This is a genomic window from Hymenobacter sp. BT730, from assembly GCF_030542105.1.
Classification (GTDB): domain Bacteria; phylum Bacteroidota; class Bacteroidia; order Cytophagales; family Hymenobacteraceae; genus Hymenobacter.
The window spans coordinates 362636-381232 of sequence record NZ_JAUOFB010000001.1 but is presented as its reverse complement, the minus strand read 5'-3'; the positions used below and the strand labels follow the sequence as shown (position 1 = coordinate 381232).

General features: G+C 56.4%; 13 protein-coding genes. 11 read left to right on the top strand and 2 right to left on the bottom strand.

Annotated features, from left to right (window positions below; genetic code table 11):
• Positions 1-23 precede the first annotated feature (23 nt).
• The 8 genes from Q4G72_RS01585 to Q4G72_RS01550 all read left to right on the top strand — a co-directional run bounded on the left by Q4G72_RS01585 (position 24) and on the right by Q4G72_RS01550 (position 8579).
• The gene (locus tag Q4G72_RS01585) at positions 24-485 is read left to right on the top strand and encodes an ATP-binding protein (RefSeq protein WP_303309681.1); all 462 of its coding nucleotides are present in this window, start codon (positions 24-26) and stop codon (positions 483-485) included.
• Positions 482-967 carry an rRNA maturation RNase YbeY gene (ybeY, locus tag Q4G72_RS01580; protein WP_303309680.1) on the top strand — a complete coding sequence of 162 codons (486 nt, stop codon included), beginning with the start codon at positions 482-484 and terminating at the stop codon, positions 965-967. Before Q4G72_RS01585 ends, ybeY begins: the two co-directional genes overlap by 4 nt.
• A gap of 143 nt (positions 968-1110) precedes the next feature.
• Entirely contained in the window at positions 1111-1839 is a 729-nt protein-coding gene (locus Q4G72_RS01575; protein ID WP_303309679.1) for a GNAT family N-acetyltransferase, read from the top strand.
• A gap of 248 nt (positions 1840-2087) precedes the next feature.
• Positions 2088-3956 (top strand): tRNA uridine-5-carboxymethylaminomethyl(34) synthesis enzyme MnmG, encoded by a 1869-nt coding sequence (gene mnmG, locus Q4G72_RS01570; protein ID WP_303309678.1) that lies wholly within the window; start codon positions 2088-2090, stop codon positions 3954-3956.
• A 155-nt stretch (positions 3957-4111) separates the two neighbouring features.
• Positions 4112-5005 (top strand): class I SAM-dependent methyltransferase, encoded by an 894-nt coding sequence (locus Q4G72_RS01565; RefSeq protein ID WP_303309677.1) that lies wholly within the window; start codon positions 4112-4114, stop codon positions 5003-5005.
• Positions 5006-5155: 150 nt separating this feature from the next.
• Positions 5156-6769: an Ig-like domain-containing domain gene (locus Q4G72_RS01560; protein WP_303309676.1), complete on the top strand. Its 1614-nt coding sequence runs from the start codon at positions 5156-5158 to the stop codon at positions 6767-6769.
• 726 nt (positions 6770-7495) lie between these two features.
• Positions 7496-7987, top strand: coding sequence for a DUF4385 domain-containing protein (locus Q4G72_RS01555; protein ID WP_303309675.1), 492 nt, complete (start codon positions 7496-7498; stop codon positions 7985-7987).
• 106 nt (positions 7988-8093) lie between these two features.
• Entirely contained in the window at positions 8094-8579 is a 486-nt protein-coding gene (locus Q4G72_RS01550; protein ID WP_121236322.1) for a hypothetical protein, read from the top strand.
• Positions 8580-8778: 199 nt separating this feature from the next.
• On the opposite strand, the gene Q4G72_RS01545 is transcribed toward Q4G72_RS01550, so the two are convergent.
• Positions 8779-10179: an inorganic phosphate transporter gene (locus Q4G72_RS01545; RefSeq protein WP_303309674.1), complete on the bottom strand. Its 1401-nt coding sequence runs from the start codon at positions 10177-10179 to the stop codon at positions 8779-8781.
• A gap of 178 nt (positions 10180-10357) precedes the next feature.
• Between Q4G72_RS01545 and Q4G72_RS01540 the strand changes: the two genes are divergently transcribed.
• On the top strand, positions 10358-11878 hold the full coding sequence (locus Q4G72_RS01540; RefSeq protein WP_303309673.1) for a glycine--tRNA ligase: 1521 nt from the start codon (positions 10358-10360) through the stop codon (positions 11876-11878).
• Between the two features lie 95 nt (positions 11879-11973).
• On the opposite strand, the gene Q4G72_RS01535 is transcribed toward Q4G72_RS01540, so the two are convergent.
• Positions 11974-12378, bottom strand: a complete 405-nt coding sequence (locus Q4G72_RS01535; RefSeq protein ID WP_303309672.1) for a hypothetical protein — start codon at positions 12376-12378, stop codon at positions 11974-11976.
• Positions 12379-12610: 232 nt separating this feature from the next.
• Between Q4G72_RS01535 and Q4G72_RS01530 the strand changes: the two genes are divergently transcribed.
• Both Q4G72_RS01530 and ileS read left to right on the top strand, forming a co-directional pair.
• On the top strand, positions 12611-15037 hold the full coding sequence (locus tag Q4G72_RS01530; protein WP_303309671.1) for an efflux RND transporter permease subunit: 2427 nt from the start codon (positions 12611-12613) through the stop codon (positions 15035-15037).
• A 141-nt stretch (positions 15038-15178) separates the two neighbouring features.
• Positions 15179-18577, top strand: coding sequence for an isoleucine--tRNA ligase (ileS, locus tag Q4G72_RS01525; RefSeq protein WP_303309670.1), 3399 nt, complete (start codon positions 15179-15181; stop codon positions 18575-18577).
• Positions 18578-18597 lie beyond the last annotated feature (20 nt).

Below are 18597 nucleotides of genomic sequence, written 5' to 3'. Positions count from 1 at the left end.
CTTCCGCGTCCCTTCCCCTTTTTATGAAGCAGGTAAAAATTCAGATTCCTTCGCTCGTTGAGAATATCCGTGTGGTAGAGAGTTTCATCGACAACTCGAAGGATACCTTTAACATTGAGGACGATATCTACGGCAACATCATGGTTGCCGTGACGGAGGCCGTCAATAACGCCATTCGCCATGGCAACAAATTCGATAAGGATAAGAACGTTTTCCTGTCGTTGCAGATGGGGCAGGACAAGGTAAAGTTTGAGGTAGAAGACCAGGGCGAAGGCTTTGACTATACCAATCTGCTGGACCCTACCGCCCCGGAAAACCTGGAAAACCCCGGGGGCCGCGGTATTTTCCTCATCCGCCACCTAGCCGATGAAGTAGAATTCAGCAAAGATGGCCGCCACGTGCAGCTCACGTTCCATCTGGTACCGGAAGCTGATGGTGAAGACTCCACGACTACCTCTTCCGCCACTGACCACAACGCGGCATGAACTCCTTGCCCCCCGAGCACGAAGAAGACCACGATGACGATACCCGCGGGCGCGAAACCCACGGCATCGAATTCCTAGTAGAAGATGTTGATTTTGAGCTGGGTGATGCCGAAGCGCTGACCTCCTGGATTGAACGGGTGGCTGCGGTGCACGAGCACGAAATTGTGCAGCTTACCTACATCTTCTGCTCCGACGAGTATCTGCACCGCGTGAACGTGGAGTACCTCGACCACGACACCTATACTGATGTCATCACCTTCGACAATGCCGATGATGCCGATATTATTGAAGGTGACGTGTTTATATCAGTAGAGCGGGTGCGCGAAAACGCCGCGAAAATGGGTGTACCCTTCAAGGATGAGTTGCACCGCGTAATGATTCACGGCGTGTTGCACCTGTTGGGCTACCAAGACAAAGACCTGCTGAGTCAAACGGCTATGCGCAAAAAAGAAGACGACTGCCTTTCGCTGCGCACTTTCTAACCCATCCGCTTTCCAGAATTACAGACGCCCGTGCTCAGTACGGGCGTTTTTTATGGCTGCCGAGGTAGCATAGGAGCCTATATCCTGCTGAACTTTGCGCCGTTTTATGTTAATACTGGTTGGTGTGACCTCCTGAGTGCCCTATGGCTGCTACCCCGCATTCCCCTTTGTTTATTCCCGGCGAAGCGCTGGATTTTTATCTGGGTCAGGGGTATTACCGCATGCACCAGGACCTGTTCACCTGTCATTTCCTGCCCATTGAAAATGAGCTTTACACGGCCCATTGGCTCCGGCTGGTACTATCCCGGGTGCAGTATGGCCCTCAGCAACGGCGGCTGTTACGGCTCAATGAGCGGTTCACTACCACCATCCAATCGTTTCGCCTTACCGAGGAATACGAGACCCTGTATGCCCTCTACCGCAACAGCATCACCTTTGATGCGCCACCCACAATAGAAGCCTTCTTGCTGGCCGGGGCCACGCACAATGTATTCACCACGGAGGTAATCGAAATCCGGGACGGAGGCCAGCTCATTGCCTTGGGCATTTTCGACAGCGGGGTGCGGAGTATGGCCGGCATCATGAATTTCTATCATCCTGAGTACCGCAAATACAGCCTGGGCAAGTACCTGATGCTGCTTAAACTGAACGTAGCGCAGCAGCGGCAGTACCACTATTATTATCCGGGCTACATGGTGCACCAGTATCCCAAATTCGACTACAAACTGTTTCCCTGCCCGGCCGCCACGCAGGTTTATGACTCCCAAAGTGGCCGGTGGCGGGCCTTTTCCTGGGCGGAAGTAGCCCGGCAATCAGATGAGCTATTGCGGGCCATGCCGGAGGAGGAACCCGACAGCCATTCCGACGAGTAAACCACCCCTGCGAAAAAAGCCGCTGACTGCGTATCTTTGCGCACGTTTTGAGCGTGTTGCGGCCGGCTTTCTAATCATGATTTCCTAAAGCAGCGCCTGCCCAACCGTGGGCGTTTTCTGTTTGATGTATACCGCGCTAAGCTCCAGCCAGCGCCTGATTGAACGCCCGGCCTAGCCCTTGATGTTACCCCCGAACTGTTAGTTCACCGACGTGCGAAGCTGGAGCTTCGCGCTACTGTTTGCCCGCCATGTTTCAGCAAGAAGAGTACGATGTTATTGTAGTAGGAGCCGGCCACGCCGGTTGTGAGGCCGCTGCCGCGGCTGCCAACCTGGGGTCCAAGGTGCTGCTGGTAACGATGAACATGAACACCATTGCGCAGATGTCGTGTAACCCGGCCATGGGCGGGGTGGCCAAAGGGCAGATTGTGCGCGAGGTGGACGCGCTGGGCGGGCAGTCGGGCATCATCACCGACAAAACCATGATTCAATTCCGGATGCTGAACCGCTCCAAAGGCCCCGCCATGTGGAGCCCGCGGGCGCAAAGTGACCGGATGCGCTTTGCCGAAGAGTGGCGCATGACCCTGGAGCAAACCCCCAACGTGGACTTCTGGCAGGAAGCCGTTACCGGCCTGGTAGTGGAAGATGAAACCGTAGTGGGCGTAAAAACCGCGCTGGGCATCGAATTCCGGGGCAAATCAGTGGTGCTGACGAATGGCACGTTCCTGAATGGACTTATTCACATTGGGGAGAAGCAGTTTGGTGGCGGCCGCGCGGCCGAGAAAGGCAGCACCGGCATTACGGAGCAGCTGATTCAGCTGGGCTTTGAAGCCGGACGCATGAAAACCGGCACCCCACCCCGCGTGGATGGCCGCTCCCTGGACTACTCCAAAATGGAGGAGCAGCCCGGCGACGAAGTGCCGAGCAAGTTCTCTTATCTGGATACTCCCACGCTGCCCAAGCAGCGCCCCTGCTACATTACTTACACCAACCCGGAGGTGCACGAAATCCTGAAAGAAGGTTTCGAGAAGTCCCCCATGTTCCAGGGCCGCATCAAGGGTTTAGGGCCGCGCTATTGCCCTTCGGTAGAGGATAAAATCAACCGCTTTGCGGATAAGGACCGCCACCAGATTTTTGTAGAGCCTGAAGGCTGGAGCACGGTAGAGGTATATGTAAACGGCTTTAGCTCTTCCTTGCCTGAGGACGTGCAGTACCGCGCCCTGCGCAAAATTGCCGGCTTCGAAAACGCAAAGATGTTCCGCCCGGGCTACGCCATTGAGTACGACTTCTTCCCGCCTACGCAGCTGCAGCTCACGCTGGAAACCAAGCGCATCAAAAACCTCTATTTCGCGGGCCAGATCAACGGCACCACGGGCTACGAGGAAGCGGCGTGTCAGGGTTTGATGGCGGGAATTAATGCCCACAACCGGGTGCACGGTAAGGAGCCTTTTATCCTGAAGCGCAGCGAAGCCTACATTGGGGTGCTCATTGATGACCTGGTCAACAAAGGCACCGACGAGCCCTACCGCATGTTCACCAGTCGCGCCGAGCACCGCATTTTGCTGCGCCAGGACAACGCCGACCTGCGCCTCACGCCGCTGGGCTTTGCCTTAGGGCTGGCCTCGGAAGAGCGTATGGAGCTGGTACGCCAGAAGGAGCGCGAGACGGCTGGGATAGTAGAGTTGCTGCAGCAGCATGCCATTGAACCCGCCGAAATCAACGGGCTGCTGGAAGAGCTGGGTTCGGCCACCATTCACGAGAAAACCCGTGCCGTAAACCTGCTGCGCCGCCCCAATATTGAGCTGGCAGACCTCACACGCACCTTGCCTACGCTCACGCTGGCCCTGGCTCCCTTCCGCGCCGACTCGCTGGAGCAAGCCATCATCCGCATCAAGTACGAAACCTACATTGAGAAGGAACACCAGCAGGCCGGCCGCATGCAGGAGCTGGAAAACTTCGTGATACAGGGCCGGCTGGACTACAAGCAAATGCCGGCGCTTTCCTATGAGGCCCGCGAAAAGCTGCTGCGCGTGCAGCCCGAAACTATTGGTCAGGCGGCCCGCATCAGCGGGGTTACGCCGGCCGATATTTCGGTATTGATGGTATACCTAGGGAAATAATGCCGATTTTTGAATTCTGAATCCCGACCGGGCAGTTGAGTTACTCTTCTTGCTGGTCGGGATTCAGAATTTGTTTTTTAGAACTTTGCCTACTGAATAGGGCAGGAGCTGGCTTCCGTTGCTATTCAACCCTGTAGAATTCAGAAGAAAAAAGCGTGCTGTACGAACGTCTGGAGAAGTGCCCGGTTTGCGGGAAGAGCAGCTTTCGCAATAAGCTGGTGGTGGAAGACAAATCGGTGAGCCAGGAAAGCTTTGCTATTGTGCAGTGCGAGGCCTGCACGTTCCAGTTCACTAACCCCCGGCCCGATGCCCAGGGCATTGGCCGCTACTATGAGTCGGATGCTTACGTGTCGCACAATAGCACAGCGGCCGGCGTCATCAACCAGGTATACCGGCTGGCGCGCATGTTTACCATGCGCCGCAAGGTGTCGTTGCTAAACCACTTGGCGCCGCGCCGGGGCAAGTTGCTGGATTATGGCTGCGGCACCGGGCATTTCCTGGCCGCTGCCAAGCGCAAAGGCTGGCAGGTGGCCGGCTACGAGCCCAACGCCCGCGCCCGCGAGGAAGCCACGCGCCGCGTGGGTCAGCCCGTAGGCAGTGAGAGCCTAAGCTCTCTGGGAGCCGGTTCTTTTGACGCTATTACTCTCTGGCACGTGCTGGAGCACGTGCACACGCTGAACGAAACGCTGGACCAGCTCATCGGCCTGCTGAAGCCCGATGGTGTGCTCATCATTGCCGTACCCAACGTGGAAAGCTTCGATGCGCAGCACTACAAGCAAGATTGGGCTGCCTATGATGTGCCCCGCCACCTGTATCATTTCAGCCCCAAAACCATGGCCCTGCTGCTTAAAAAGCATAAGCTGCAGCTGCGCCAGACGTTGCCTATGCCGCTGGATGCCTACTATGTGAGCATGCTCAGCGAGAAGCATCAGTCGGGCAAGGGGAAAGGGATGCTGAGCGTGTTGCGCACCGGCTATGCCTCTAATCAGTACGCGGCCGATAACGAAAACCAGTACTCCAGCCTGATTTACGTAGCAAGTCGGCGCTAACGGCCGCCCGCTTTTCCTGGTTTTGCGTAAGACTGCTCCCGCTGTAGGCGGGAACGGCAGGAGGGGAGGGGAGACCCGCTGCTTCGGCTTCCGCGGCAGCATGTGGTTTCCGGTTCCGATATTGCCGGCCGTTTCACGTTGTAGCCTGCCATGCCAGCCCGCGCTTACTTGCCCCTGTTTTTTCTTGTCGGAACCGTGCTCAGCGGTTGCGCGGCTATCAGCTCGCCGGAGGGCGGCGCCCGTGATACCGTGCCGCCTAAGCTGGTCAGCACCCAGCCCACCGACCGCGCCGTGAACGTAACCGGGCGCACCATTCGGCTGGAGTTTTCGGAGCCGGTGCAGGTGAAGGACCTCACCAAAAACCTGCTGGTAGCCCCCCTGCTTTCCGAAGCGAACAAGTACAAGGTGCGCGAGGAGCGCAATGCCATTGAACTGCAGTTCGAGAAGCCTTTCGAGCCCAACACTACCTATTCCTTCAACTTCCGCGAAGCTATTTCCGATATCACGGAAAGCAATCCGGCTACGGATGTTATCCTGAGTTTCAGTACCGGTGCTGCCCTGGATTCTGGCTCGGTGAAGGGAAGCGTGCGCGACCTGCTGACCCAAGCCCCGGCCGCTGATGTGTCGGTGGTACTGTACCCAGAAGCTGATACAGCCAACATCCGGCGCGGCCGCCCTTACTACCTGGCCCGTACCGACAAGGAAGGCCAATTTACCCTGCGCAATTTGAAAGAAGGGCGCTTTCGGCTTTTTGCCTTGGCCGATAAAAACCAAACCAGCCGCTACGAAGAAGGGGAGAAAATAGCCTATCTGCCCGAGATGCTGACTGTGCGCCCGGGCATCGATTCAGTGCAACTCCTGCTTACCCGCCCGGATTCCCGCCCGCCTATTATTCTTTCCCAAAAAGCAGAAACGGGCCGCTTTGCTGTTTCCTATAATGAAGGTGTACGTACGGCGGCCCTTTCCGCGCTGGCGGGCAATGCCGTGGCCCCGGAATTACTGCAGGTGGCAGAAGCCGGCAAGCGGGTAAACTTATACCAGACGGCCGCGCTGCAGGCGGGCCGTTACCTGCTGGCAGCTACAGACAGTGCCGGCAATACAGCCCGGGATACCGTGAATGTGAAGTTTGCGCCGGCTCCCCCTACTGCCAGCGCTGGCCTACCCTGGACAATTGAAGGGAATGCCAAGGAGGTATACCGCCAGGGGCAGATTGTGATAAAATTCTCGGAACCACTACGACTGGAGCCGAAAAAGCCTGTTGGCGTACTGGTAGAGGACTCTACCACGCGCCGCCCCCTCCAGCCCGCTAACATTGTCCTAAGCCCCGACCGCACCCAGCTCACCGTGGCACTGAACACCCGCGCCCGCAACTACGTGACGCTATTATTGGATAGCACGGTGGTGCAAAGCGTAACCGGCCAAAGCCTACGCCTACGTCCCATGCGCTTTGTTCTCACGGAGCAGTCTACTACCGGCACGGTAGCCGGCACGGTGCAAACCGCCCCCAAACGCCGTTTTGAGTTGCAGCTGCTGGATGAGAAAGGTAACCTGGTTCGCTCCCTGCTTTCGCCTAAGACTTTTCGCTTCGATAACCTGGCACCCGGTAGCTACCGAATTCGGGTGCTGGTGGATGCTAACGGGGACGGCCGCTGGCAGGCCGGCGACCCGCAATTGCGCCAGGTACCGGAGCCTGTCTTCATCTATCCGCAGCCTATTCAGGTGCGCGCTAACTGGGAGGTGGAAGACATCCGCGTGAGCTTCTAACGGTAGCCTTTTCGCCTTTTAGAACCGCCGGCTCCCGGGAGTCGGCGGTTTTTTTATGACTGGCCCGCAGCTGGTTTTCCGCCGCGTCCGGCTGGGTTATCAACTCTCCTGCTTAAGCTATCCACACCCGTTTTCCCTTCTGGGAAGTAACAGAGCAGGTTTTCCTCTTATAGCTAAACCGTATTCCACAGGGTTATCCACGGGCCAGTGGGGCCGGGAGGAAATCTGTGGATAATGGTGTGGCAACGTGGGGATAACACGTGGAGAAATTGCGGATAAGTTTTTTTGCGTGTGTGCGGCTCAGCACAGCCAAAACCGATGGTGGATAAGGGTGGATAACTCGGCCTGTGGAATACGCTAATCCACATAGGGGGGTAAGTGTGAATTGTGGATTCGTGGATAAGCCTGTGGATTGTTAATAAATAAAACAATAATTTATAAATCAGTTATTTACAATCCACATTGGCTGTGGATTGTGGGTGTATAAGGGTGGACTTGTGCACAAGTTTTCAGCCTGTGAATAACTATTTTCGCTTATCCACTTATCCACTGCCCTAACGATGGGGATTAAAAAAGAATATTTAAAAAAAGACTTTTAAAAAGTTATTAACTGAGTGGAAAACTCTGGGCCGGCCAAAAAAATGTGGCGCGCAGAAAATGGGTTTGGGGTTGGGCTACTTCTGCCGCCGCTTGGCGTATAGCAGGCAGTCAGCTTTCCACGCCGCCATGCCTTTCAACTACGACCAGGATTTTCAACACACCGATTTTCGCCAGCACCCGGAGCTGTACCGGGTGGGCAAGGGTGAGCAGGGCGTGCTGCTGGTACAGCCTTACAAAAGCGAGATACTTCCGCACTGGCGCTTTCGCACGCCGGAGCTGGCCCGGGAATCGTCGGAGCACATCTTTGGCCTGTTCCTGGATTATCTGAAAGCCGAAGACTTTGTGGGAGCCGATATGGCCCGCAAGTTTCTGCAGATGGGCTACACCCGGGCCCGGCGCTACGCCAACCACCGCGGCGGCAAGAAATACGAGGGGCCGGTACCCGCCGATAAGAAAGGCCAGAGTGGAGCGCACGGCCGGGCCGAGCTGCCCCGTGCCCCTGAGGACCCCGAAAAGGCGGCCGCTGCGCGCATCTTCAAGCTAAAGTGGGACGAGGCCCGCCTACACCCCGAGTACGTGCGGCAGCGGGCCGCTTTTGAGACACAGTACGGAAAGTAAACCCCTCTGCCCGCCCCGGCGTAAGCAAGCCCGGCGAAAGACCTCCGGGGTGCCGCTCCATTGTCTACCTTTACGCCACAAACCTCCCAAACAATCAACTCTCGCTATGAATACGCCCAACCAAAGCCCCAGCAGCATCGACGAAAATGAAATTACCCTTGGCGTTGGAATGGGTCCGCTGAAATTTGGCGCCAGCATGGATCAGGTGCGCGTGCTGATGGGCGAGCCCGAAGAAATTGAGGAATCAGACGACGACGACGAGTTTGAGCACCAGGCCTGGAACTACCTGGACGAAGGCTACTCCCTGTACTTCGACCGCGAAGACGATTACCGCCTCAGCTGCATTGAAACCGATAACCCCGGCATGCGCCTGTTCGGCGAAGCCATTCATGGCAAAAGCCAACAGGAAATTCAGGACCTGATGAAGGCAAATGGCTTTGCCCACAGCGAAATAGAGAAGATGGATACCGGCGAAGTACGCCTTTCCTATGAAAAGGAAATGATTGACCTTTACTTTGATGAGGACCAGCTGCAGTTTATCAACTTCGGGGTGTTTATCAACGAGGACCTGGAAGTGCAGTGGCCTTCGTAGGCAGAGTTTTCCACAAAAAGCCACTTATCCCCTGTGGATAAGTGGATAAGTGGCTAATTTTCCGCACGTTTCGTTGGCCGGAATCCAGTAAAATTCAATTGCTAGTGCAATAGTCCAGAATAGTCTGGCTAAGCCGGAAAACAAAAAAGCCACCCCGCAAGAGGTGGCTTTTTTGTGCTTATTCAAGAGTGGCAGTTGCCTACATCAGTGCCCGGAACAAGAGAAACAGGCCCCCCGAGAGGAACATGGTAACCGGCAGGGTCAGCACCCAGGCCAGGGCAATATTGCGCACCATTTGAGGATTCAGGTTCTTGATGCCACGGTTGGCCACCATAGAACCGGCAATGGCCGAGGACAAGACGTGGGTGGTAGAAGCCGGCAGGCCTGCCCAGGTAGAGATACCAATCATGCTGGCCGCTACCAGCTCGGAGGAGGCGCCCTGCGCATAGGTCAGGTGCTCTTTACCAATCCGCTCACCAATGGTTTTTACAATGCGCTGCCAGCCTACCATGGTACCCACGCCTAGGGACAAAGACACCATCAGGAGCACGCCCCAGGGAGCATAGTCAGTGAAGGAGCGCATGTCCTTAATGCCTTCATCGTAGATTTTGCGGTCGGCGGTGCTCAGGCTTACTTTCTCGCTTTCCATAATCTTCTTGGCCCGGCTGTAGGTCAGCAGAATGGCTTTGCGGATGTGGAAGCGCTGGTCCTGGGGTATCTGCGAAACATCGGTTTTACCTAGGAAAATGCTGTCCAGCGTGGCGGTCTGTGCTTTCACTTCCGTCAGGTTTTTGCGCTCTGAAGCGCTCAGTTCCTGGGGATTTATCTTGCTAACCACCAATTCTACCCGGGCCAGCGACTCGCGCATATCCAAAGGGTTTTTACTGTGGTCAAGCGCAAAGTAGGTGGGTACAATGCCGATGAGGATCAGCATAATCAGGCCCACACCTTTCTGGCCATCGTTGGAGCCGTGGAAAAAGCTCACCAGTGTGCAGGTAACCACCAGCACCAGCCGGATCCACAGGGGTGGGGGCTTGCGCTTGTGGGGCTCCTTGAAGATGGCCTTGTTGCGCACAAAGCGCTTCAGGATAAACATCAGGATGATGGTGAGCGTGAAGCCAAACAGCGGACCAATGAGCAGGGCCAGGCCGGTTTCGCTGGCCTTGCTCCAGTTTACGGCCGCACCACTAGAGCCCGGCAGCAGGGAGAAGGCAATGCCTACGCCCAGAATGGAGCCAATAAGCGCGTGGGAGCTGGAGGCCGGAATGCCATAGTACCAGGTGCCCACGTTCCAGAGAATAGCTGACAGAATCAGGGCACCTACCATGGCTATGCCGTGATATACGTTCTGGTCTACCAGGCTTTCTACCGGCAGCAGGTACACAATGCCCATGGCCACGGCAATACCACCGGCAAATACGCCAATGAAATTCCAGAACGCTGACCATACCACCGCCACCCAGGGGCGCAGCGTGTTGGTGTAGATGACGGTTGCTACGGCGTTGGCCGTATCATGAAAGCCATTTACAAATTCGAATGCGCAGGCTGCTACCAAACAAAGTACTAGCAGTAGCAGCACATGAGGCTCTAAGCCAAACATAGAGGGGAGGATTGGTAAAAAAATGAATACGGCAAAGGTAGGTTTGTCGGAAACCGGGGCAATGTTATCAAATTGTTACTGATGGGGTGCCTTGTTTGCGCTTAACGTAGGATTGCAGTTCATGTTCCGGCTGGGTGCTATGCTGTAACAAGCTAAAGCTTCTGCTACTTTTGCAGCTATGAGCAAGCAACCGCAGCAATCCGCCAATACCACCGAAGGCACGCTGGCCGACATTGTGGCCCACGCCAAGGAATACGGTTTCGTGTTCCCCTCCTCCGAAATTTACGATGGCCTGGCCGCCGTGTACGACTATGGTCCCAACGGCGTAGAGCTGAAAAACAACCTCAAACAGCTCTGGTGGAAAGCCATGACCCAGCTCAACCAGAACGTGGTGGGCATTGATGCGGCCATCTTCATGCACCCGCTCACCTGGAAAGCCTCCGGCCATATCGACGGCTTTTCCGACCCTATGATTGACAACCTCGACAGCAAGAAGCGCTACCGCGCCGATGTGCTGCTGGAGGAAAAAGCCGCCGAGTACGAAAACGCCGGCGACAAAACCCGCGCCGATGCGCTGCTGGCTGAAATGGGCCGCCTGCTCACCGCCGAGGACCTGGCCGGCGTGAAGCAACTCATCATCGAGGAAAAGATTACCTGTCCCATCAGCAAAACCGGGAACTGGACCGATGTGCGCCAGTTTAACCTGATGTTCTCCACGCAGGTGGGCGCCGTGGCTGGTGACTCCTCACTGATTTATCTGCGCCCCGAAACTGCTCAGGGCATTTTCGTCAACTTCCTGAACGTACAGAAGTCGGCGCGGCAGAAGGTGCCTTTCGGCATTGCCCAGATTGGTAAGGCCTTCCGGAATGAAATTGTGGCCCGCCAGTTCATTTTCCGCATGCGGGAGTTTGAGCAGATGGAGATGCAATTCTTTGTGCGCCCTGGCACCGAAGGCGAGTGGTACAACGTGTGGAAAGAAACCCGCCGCCGCTGGCACGAGGCTCTGGGCCTACCCTCCGACAAGCTTCGCTTCCACGACCACGACAAGCTGGCCCACTACGCCAAAGCCGCCGTGGATATCGAGTTTGAATTTCCCTTCGGCTTCAAGGAAATCGAGGGCATACACTCCCGCTCCGACTTCGATCTGACCCAGCACCAGACGCTGAGCCGCAAAAAGCAGAACTACTTCGATAACGACATCAACCCCGAAACCGGCAAGCCCTACGGAAACTATGTGCCCTACGTGGTAGAAACCTCCGTGGGCGCCGACCGTCTGTTCCTGGCCACGCTCTGCCAGGCGTTCCAGGAAGAAACCCTTACCGAGGGTGAAGGGGAGGAGCAGAAAACCAAAACCCGCAAGCTGCTGCGCCTGCACCCGGCCGTGGCCCCGGTAAAAGCCGCCATTTTCCCGCTGGTGAAAAAGGACGGGCTGCCCGAGAAGGCCAACGAAATCTACAACAGCCTGCGCCACGACTTCCGCCTGGTAGTAGAGGAGAAGGACTCCATTGGTACGCGCTACACCCGCCAGGACCTTATCGGCACGCCGTTCTGCATTGCCGTTGACCACCAGACGCTGGAAGACGACACCGTAACCGTCCGTCACCGTGACTCCCGCGAGCAGACGCGCATGCCGATTGCCGAGCTGCGCAGCTACATTGGGGAGGCCGTGAGCTTCTCCCGTATTTTCGAGAAGCTGTAGACTGACTTATCAAGAAGTTATCAACAAAAAGCCCCTGGATAGACTATCCAGGGGCTTTTTGTTATGCGGTAATCAGTGCAACAGGTGTGAGAGTGCTAGTTGTCGCCGAGCCAGGCGGCGGCCTCCTTGCGGGAGGTGAAATAATTGAACTCTACGTTTTCGGGGGTGATGGTATTGCCTACGCCGGCGGAGTAGTTGCCAATCTGATACTGATACTGGCCTTCGGAAAGGACGGCGGCAATAAAAATGGGCCGGTTGAAAGTATTGGGGATTTTGCTAACCAAGGGGCCCAGAATCTGGTCTTCTTCATCGGTTGGCGGGGCGTTGCGCTTCAGATCAAGCAAGAGCTTGCCCACGTTCTTGCCCAGCATTTCCTCCAGCGCCCGCTGGTATGCTTGTCCAAACGAAACCGACAACCGGGTTGCGTTATAGCTCAGATGCAGGGTTTCAGTAGCGTGATGATAAGTCAGGGACGCTTCCGGAGTTTGGTACAAAGTCATATAATGGGAAAAGGCAGGCTTTGTTAATTATAGTGCAATTAAAGTATTGGATAGGAAGCCGTTTAAGGGTTTTTACGTTGATAAAGCACTACAAAGTTGCTCATATTTTTAAGAATATTTCGCGTAGAAGTCCAAATAATTTTGTCGCCGGCCGATACGATTAAAGTTAACCTGTTAGCCAGTTTATACCGGCATTACCTGATTCCGTACCTTTGCTCCATTTTAGCGGCCTATGTGGAGTAAACTCGCCTTATTCATCATTAAGAACCGGCGGCTTCTGGTCCTGCTCCTGGCCGCTATAACGGTGTTTATGGGCTGGCAGGCCCGCAAAGTCGAGATGACCTACGACTTTGCTCAGGTGGTGTCGCCCACCGACCCGGACATGGTCTATTTCCAGCGCTTCAAGCGGACGTTTGGCGAGGACGGCAACGTGCTGGTGCTGGGTATGCAGGACAGCTCGGTGTACCGGCTGGGCAACTTTAATGAACTGCGTATTCTCACCGATACCCTGAATAAAGTAGAAGGCGTGAGCGGGGTGCTGTCCGTTACCAAGCTCATTAAGCTGGAGAAAGACACGGCCACGCAGAGCTTCCGGGCCAGCCCCATCTTCCGGCGCTTCCCTCAGACCCAGCGCGAGCTGGACTCTTTAATGGGCGTAGTCAACCGCCAGGAGTTCTACAAAGGCCAGCTGATTTCGCCCACTACCGGCGCCACACTGCTGGCCCTCACCATGGACCCCAAGTACCTGAACTCTTCCAAGCGGGAGTCAGTAATGAAGGAGATTCTGGGCCACGCCGAGCGGTTTCAGCAGAAAACCGGCATCCGGCTGCACTACGCCGGCCTGCCCTACGTGCGCTCTACCATGACCACCAAAGTGGCCGGCGAAATGAAGTTTTTCGTGGGCCTGACGGTGGTGATGATGGCCCTCACGCTTCTTATGTTCTTCCGCACGTGGTCGGCGGTGGTGTTTCCGCTGCTCATTGTGCTGGTGGTAGTGGTGTGGTGCCTAGGCTCCATGGTGCTGCTGGGCTACAAAATCAACCTGCTCACGGGCCTGATTCCCAGTATTATCATCGTTATCGGCATCCCCAACTGCACCTATCTGCTCAGCCGCTACCACTACGACTACCGAAAATCCGGTAATCAGGTACTGGCTATGACGCGGGTTATCCGCAAAATCGGGCTGGTTACGCTCATGAACAACACCACCACGGCCATTGGCTTTGTGGTGTTCTGCTTCACCAATATTGCCATTCTGTATCAGTTTGGGCTGGTGGCCACCATCAACATCTTCGTGGCTTTCATCATCTCTTTTATTCTGATGCCCATTGTGTTCACCTACCTGCCGCCGCCCACGGCCAAGCAGCTGGAACACCTGGAAGCCAAGCCCCTGACCAAGCTGCTCGAGTTCTTCGACTACCTGGTGCTGGAGCGCCGTGGTACGGTGTATCTGATTGCCGCCGCCCTGGTTACGCTCTCCATTTTTGGCATTGCCAAGGTGAAATCGGTGTCTTATATGGTGGATGATCTGCCCAAGGATTCGTCCGTAAACTCCGACCTGAAGTTCTTTGAGCAGCACTTCAATGGCGTGATGCCCCTGGAAATAGTGGTGGATACCGGCAAGAAAAAGGGCATTCTGAAGCTGAAAAACCTGGAAAAGATTGACCGGCTGGAGAAGTTCCTGAGCACGCAGCCCGTACTCACCACGCCCGTCAGCATCGTAACGTTCCTGAAAGCCTCTACCCAGGCTTTCTACAACGACGACCCGCAGTATTACCGCCTGCCCGATAACTCGGAGAAGAACTTTATCCTGAGCTACCTGGCCCGCTCCCAGAAAAAAGGCGGCAGTATGGACAGCAAGCTGCTGCGCTCCTTCATCGACTCTACCGGTCAGCAGGCCCGCATTTCGCTGAAAATTGCCGACATCGGCTCCCGTAACCTCGACACCCTGCTCACCCGTCAGATTCAGCCCCAGATCCGGCAAATTTTCAATGGCACTGGCATGGATGTGAAGATGACAGGCACTACTATTCTCTTCACCAAGGGCAATGAGTACCTCATTGGCATGCTGAAGGAAAGCCTGATCCTCGCCTTTGTGCTGGTCGGCTTGGTGGTGATGATTCTGTTCCGCAGCATCCGGGCGGTGTTCTTCACCCTGCTGCCCAACCTGGTTACCCTGCTGCTCACGGGTGGCCTGATGGGCTATTTTGGCATTCCGCTGAAGCCGAGCACGGCCCTCATTTTCAGCATTGCGCTGGGTATTGATGGGGACAACTCCATTCACCTGCTGGCCAAGTTCCGGCAGGAGCTGGCCGTGAATGGCCGCCGGGTGCGGGCCGCCATCAGCACCACGCTGAGCGAGGCGGGCACCAGCATGATTTACACCAGTATTGTGCTGTTTCTGGGCTTTTCCGTGTTTGCCTTCTCTGAGTTTGGCGGCACCAAGGCGCTGGGACTGCTCATGTCGGCTTCGCTGCTGATAACCAATTTCTCGAACCTGATTCTGCTCCCATCTTTGCTCGTTACCTTCGAGCACGGCAAGGACGAAACCATTGATAACTCGCTGATTCAGCATTACGATGATTCGTACCTGGTTGAAGACGACGACCTGGAACTCGACCTGGACCGCATCACCGTGCAGCCGAAACTGGAAGCTTAAAAACACCTGCCTGCCCGTCATGCAGAGGCGCAAGCCGAAGCATCTCGCTTGGGTAGTAATTACAATAGACCCATAACGTCAGCACGCGAGATGCTTCGGCTCGCGCCTCTGCATGACGTTCTGTTATAACATACCCACTCAATGAACTACCCCGAATACAAGCAGCCACTCAACTACGGCCAGGTCGGCACCGATATCCTGGCGTGGTGGAAGCAGAACGGCATCTTTGAGAAGAGCGTGAGCACCCGGGAAGGGCAGCCTACGTTCGTGTTTTACGAAGGTCCGCCTTCGGCGAACGGTGCCCCCGGCATTCACCACGTGATGGCCCGCACCGTGAAGGATATCTTCTGCCGCTACCAGACGCTGCTGGGCAAGCAGGTGAACCGCAAAGGCGGCTGGGACACCCACGGCCTGCCCATTGAGCTGCAGGTGGAAAAGGAGTTGGGTATCACGAAGGAGGATATCGGCAAGAAAATCAGCATTGAGGAATACAACCAGCGCTGCCGCGAAACCGTGATGCGCTTCAAAGCCCAGTGGGACGACCTCACCGAGAAAATGGGCTATTGGGTAGACCTCGACGACCCCTACATCACCTTCGAGCCGGAGTACATTGAAAGCTGCTGGGCCCTGCTCAAAAAGCTTTATGACAAAGGCCTGCTCTACAAAGGCTACACCATTCAGCCTTACTCGCCGGCCGCCGGCACGGGCCTATCGTCGCACGAGCTGAACCAGCCCGGTACTTACCGCGACGTGAAGGACACGACCATTGTGGCCCAGTTCAAGGTGAAGCGCGACGAGAAATCGGAAAAACTGTTTGGCAATTCAGAGCCCGAGGTGTATATCCTCGCCTGGACCACCACGCCGTGGACTTTGCCGGCCAACACCGGTCTGGCCGTGGGTAAGAACATTCCCTACGTGCTGGTAAGCACTTTCAACCCCTATACCTACGCGCCTATTCGGGTTGTGCTGGCGGAGGCGTTGGTAGGTCGCTACTTCTCGGAGAAGGGTAAAGATGCCTCGTTTGAAGACTTCAAGCCCGGCGACAAAGTGCTGCCCTGGCGCATCGAAAGCACCTTCAAAGGCGCCGACCTGGTGGGCATCAAGTATGAGCGGCTGTTCGGCCAGGACAAAGGCTTCCCGGCTTTTGAAGGGGAAGAGCGCGCCTTCCGCGTAATTCCCGGCGACTTTGTTACCACCGAAGACGGTACCGGTATTGTGCACATCTCGCCCACCTTTGGGGCCGATGACTTCCGGGTAGCGCAGCAGAACGACGTGCCCGCCCTGATGGTGACGGACGCCGAAGGCAAGCCCACGCCCATTGTAGACCGCACCGGCCGCTACGTAGCCCAAATGGGCGAATTTGGCGGCCGCTGGGTGAAAAATTACGACGGCCACGACCAGTCCGGCGCCGACTACAAAACGCTGGACGAAAGCATTGCCATCCGCATGAAAGGGGATGGCACGGCCTTCAAAGTGGAGAAATACGAGCACACTTACCCGCACTGCTGGCGCACCGACAAGCCCGTGCTCTACTACCCGCTGGACTCTTGGTTTATCAAAACCACGGCGGTGAAAGACCGGCTCATCGAGCTCAACAAAACCATCAACTGGAAGCCGGAAAGCACCGGCACCGGCCGCTTTGGCAACTGGCTGGAAAACCTGGTGGACTGGAACCTGAGCCGCTCGCGCTATTGGGGCACGCCCTTGCCTATTTGGCGCACCCAGGATGGCTCGGAGGAGCTGTGCATTGGCTCCATGGAGCAGCTGCGGCAGGAGATTGACAAGGCCGTATCGGCCGAAATCATGACCCACAACCCCCTGGCCAACGGCCAGAAAATGGATCTGCACCGGCCCTACGTAGATGATATTTTCCTCGTTTCGCCCTCCGGCCAGCCCATGTACCGCGAAACCGACCTCATCGACGTGTGGTTTGATAGCGGCGCGATGCCTTACGCCCAGTGGCACTACCCGCTGGAGAACAAGGAGAAGTTTGAGAAGAATTTCCCCGCTGATTTCATTGCCGAAGGCGTGGACCAGACCCGCGGGTGGTTCTTCACCCTGCACGCGCTGGCCGTGATGCTGGAAGACTCCGTAGCCTTCAAAAACGTAATGGCTAACGGCCTGGTGCTGGACAAAAACGGCAACAAGATGAGCAAGCGCCTCGGCAACGCCGTGGATCCGTTTGCCACCATCAGCCAGTATGGCCCCGACGCCACCCGCTGGTACATGATTGCCAACGCCCAGCCCTGGGACAACCTAAAGTTCGACCTGGCCGGCATTACGGAGGTGCAGCGCCGCTTTTTCGGCACGCTGTTCAACACTTACTCGTTCTACGCTCTCTACGCCAACCTCGATGGCTTCCAGGCCCGCGAGTTTGACCGGGTACCGCACTCGGAATTAAGTGAGCTGGACCGCTGGATTCTCTCCAAGCTTCAGTCCCTCATCGTGGAAGTGCGTGGCCACTATGATGCCTACGACCCCACCAAGGCCGCCCGCGCCATCCAGGATTTCGTTACTGACCAGCTCTCCAACTGGCACGTGCGCCTCTCTCGCCGCCGTTTCTGGAAGGGCGAGCTGACCCAGGATAAGCGCGCCGCCTACGAAACCCTGCAGGAATGCCTGGTGGTGGTGGCCCAGCTTATGGCTCCTATTGCGCCCTTCTTCGGCGAATGGCTCTACAAGAACATGACGGACGCTATGCGCGAGGAGGCTGTAGCCAAAAACACGCCCCTGGCGCCCGAATCGGTACACCTCACGCTGCTGGTGCAGGCCGATGAGGCGCGCATCGACAAGGCGCTGGAAGAGCGAATGGAACTGGCCCAGCGTATTTCTTCGCTCACCCACTCCCTGCGGAAAAAGTCGGTGCTGAAGGTGCGCCAGCCCCTGCAGCGTATTCTGGTGCCCGTTCTGAACGACACCACGCGGGAGCAGGTAGGCAAGGTAGAAGACCTGATCTGCGCCGAGGTGAACGTGAAGCACGTGGAGTTTCTCGATGATACCAGCGGTGTGCTGGTAAAGTCCGTGAAACCCAACTTCAAGCGCCTGGGCCAGCAATACGGGCCGAAACTGAAGGTAGTAGGGGCCCGGATTCAGCAGATGACGGCCGAGGAAATCAGCACCCTGGAAAAAACCGGTCAGCTGACCGTGGAAATCGAAGGCGAAACCTATACCCTCGCCCCCGACGACGTAGAAATCCGCACCGACGATTTGCCCGGCTGGCTGGTTGCCACTGACGGCCCTTTGACCGTGGCCCTGGACGTAACCCTGACCGAGGAGCTGCGCCAGGAAGGCGTGGCCCGCGAGCTGGTAAACCGCCTGCAGAACCTGCGTAAAGACAGCGGCCTGGAAGTGCAGGACAAAATCCGCGTGACCCTGGGCCAGCAGCCCGAGTTGGAAGCCGCCGTGCAGTCGTTCGGCGACTACATCCGCACCGAAGTGCAGGCCCTGGCTCTGAATTTCGCGGCCGATGTAAACGGCGGTTCCGTGCTGGAATTTGATGAGTATAAGGTGCCGGTGCAGCTGGAAGTCGCAAACGGCTGAGGCTGAAGTGCCAACCGATT

Excerpts from the sequence above, each read along its gene's own strand:
- Q4G72_RS01545 (WP_303309674.1), bottom strand. The coding sequence starts at position 10,179 with ATGTTTGGCTTAGAGCCTCATGTGCTGCTACTGCTAGTACTTTGTTTG.
- ileS (WP_303309670.1), top strand. The coding sequence starts at position 15,179 with ATGAACTACCCCGAATACAAGCAGCCACTCAACTACGGCCAGGTCGGC.
- mnmG (WP_303309678.1), top strand. The coding sequence starts at position 2,088 with ATGTTTCAGCAAGAAGAGTACGATGTTATTGTAGTAGGAGCCGGCCAC.
- Q4G72_RS01530 (WP_303309671.1), top strand. The coding sequence starts at position 12,611 with ATGTGGAGTAAACTCGCCTTATTCATCATTAAGAACCGGCGGCTTCTG.
- Q4G72_RS01540 (WP_303309673.1), top strand. The coding sequence starts at position 10,358 with ATGAGCAAGCAACCGCAGCAATCCGCCAATACCACCGAAGGCACGCTG.
- Q4G72_RS01555 (WP_303309675.1), top strand. The coding sequence starts at position 7,496 with ATGCCTTTCAACTACGACCAGGATTTTCAACACACCGATTTTCGCCAG.
- Q4G72_RS01550 (WP_121236322.1), top strand. The coding sequence starts at position 8,094 with ATGAATACGCCCAACCAAAGCCCCAGCAGCATCGACGAAAATGAAATT.
- Q4G72_RS01575 (WP_303309679.1), top strand. The coding sequence starts at position 1,111 with ATGGCTGCTACCCCGCATTCCCCTTTGTTTATTCCCGGCGAAGCGCTG.
- ybeY (WP_303309680.1), top strand. The coding sequence starts at position 482 with ATGAACTCCTTGCCCCCCGAGCACGAAGAAGACCACGATGACGATACC.
- Q4G72_RS01535 (WP_303309672.1), bottom strand. The coding sequence starts at position 12,378 with ATGACTTTGTACCAAACTCCGGAAGCGTCCCTGACTTATCATCACGCT.
- Q4G72_RS01560 (WP_303309676.1), top strand. The coding sequence starts at position 5,156 with ATGCCAGCCCGCGCTTACTTGCCCCTGTTTTTTCTTGTCGGAACCGTG.
- Q4G72_RS01585 (WP_303309681.1), top strand. The coding sequence starts at position 24 with ATGAAGCAGGTAAAAATTCAGATTCCTTCGCTCGTTGAGAATATCCGT.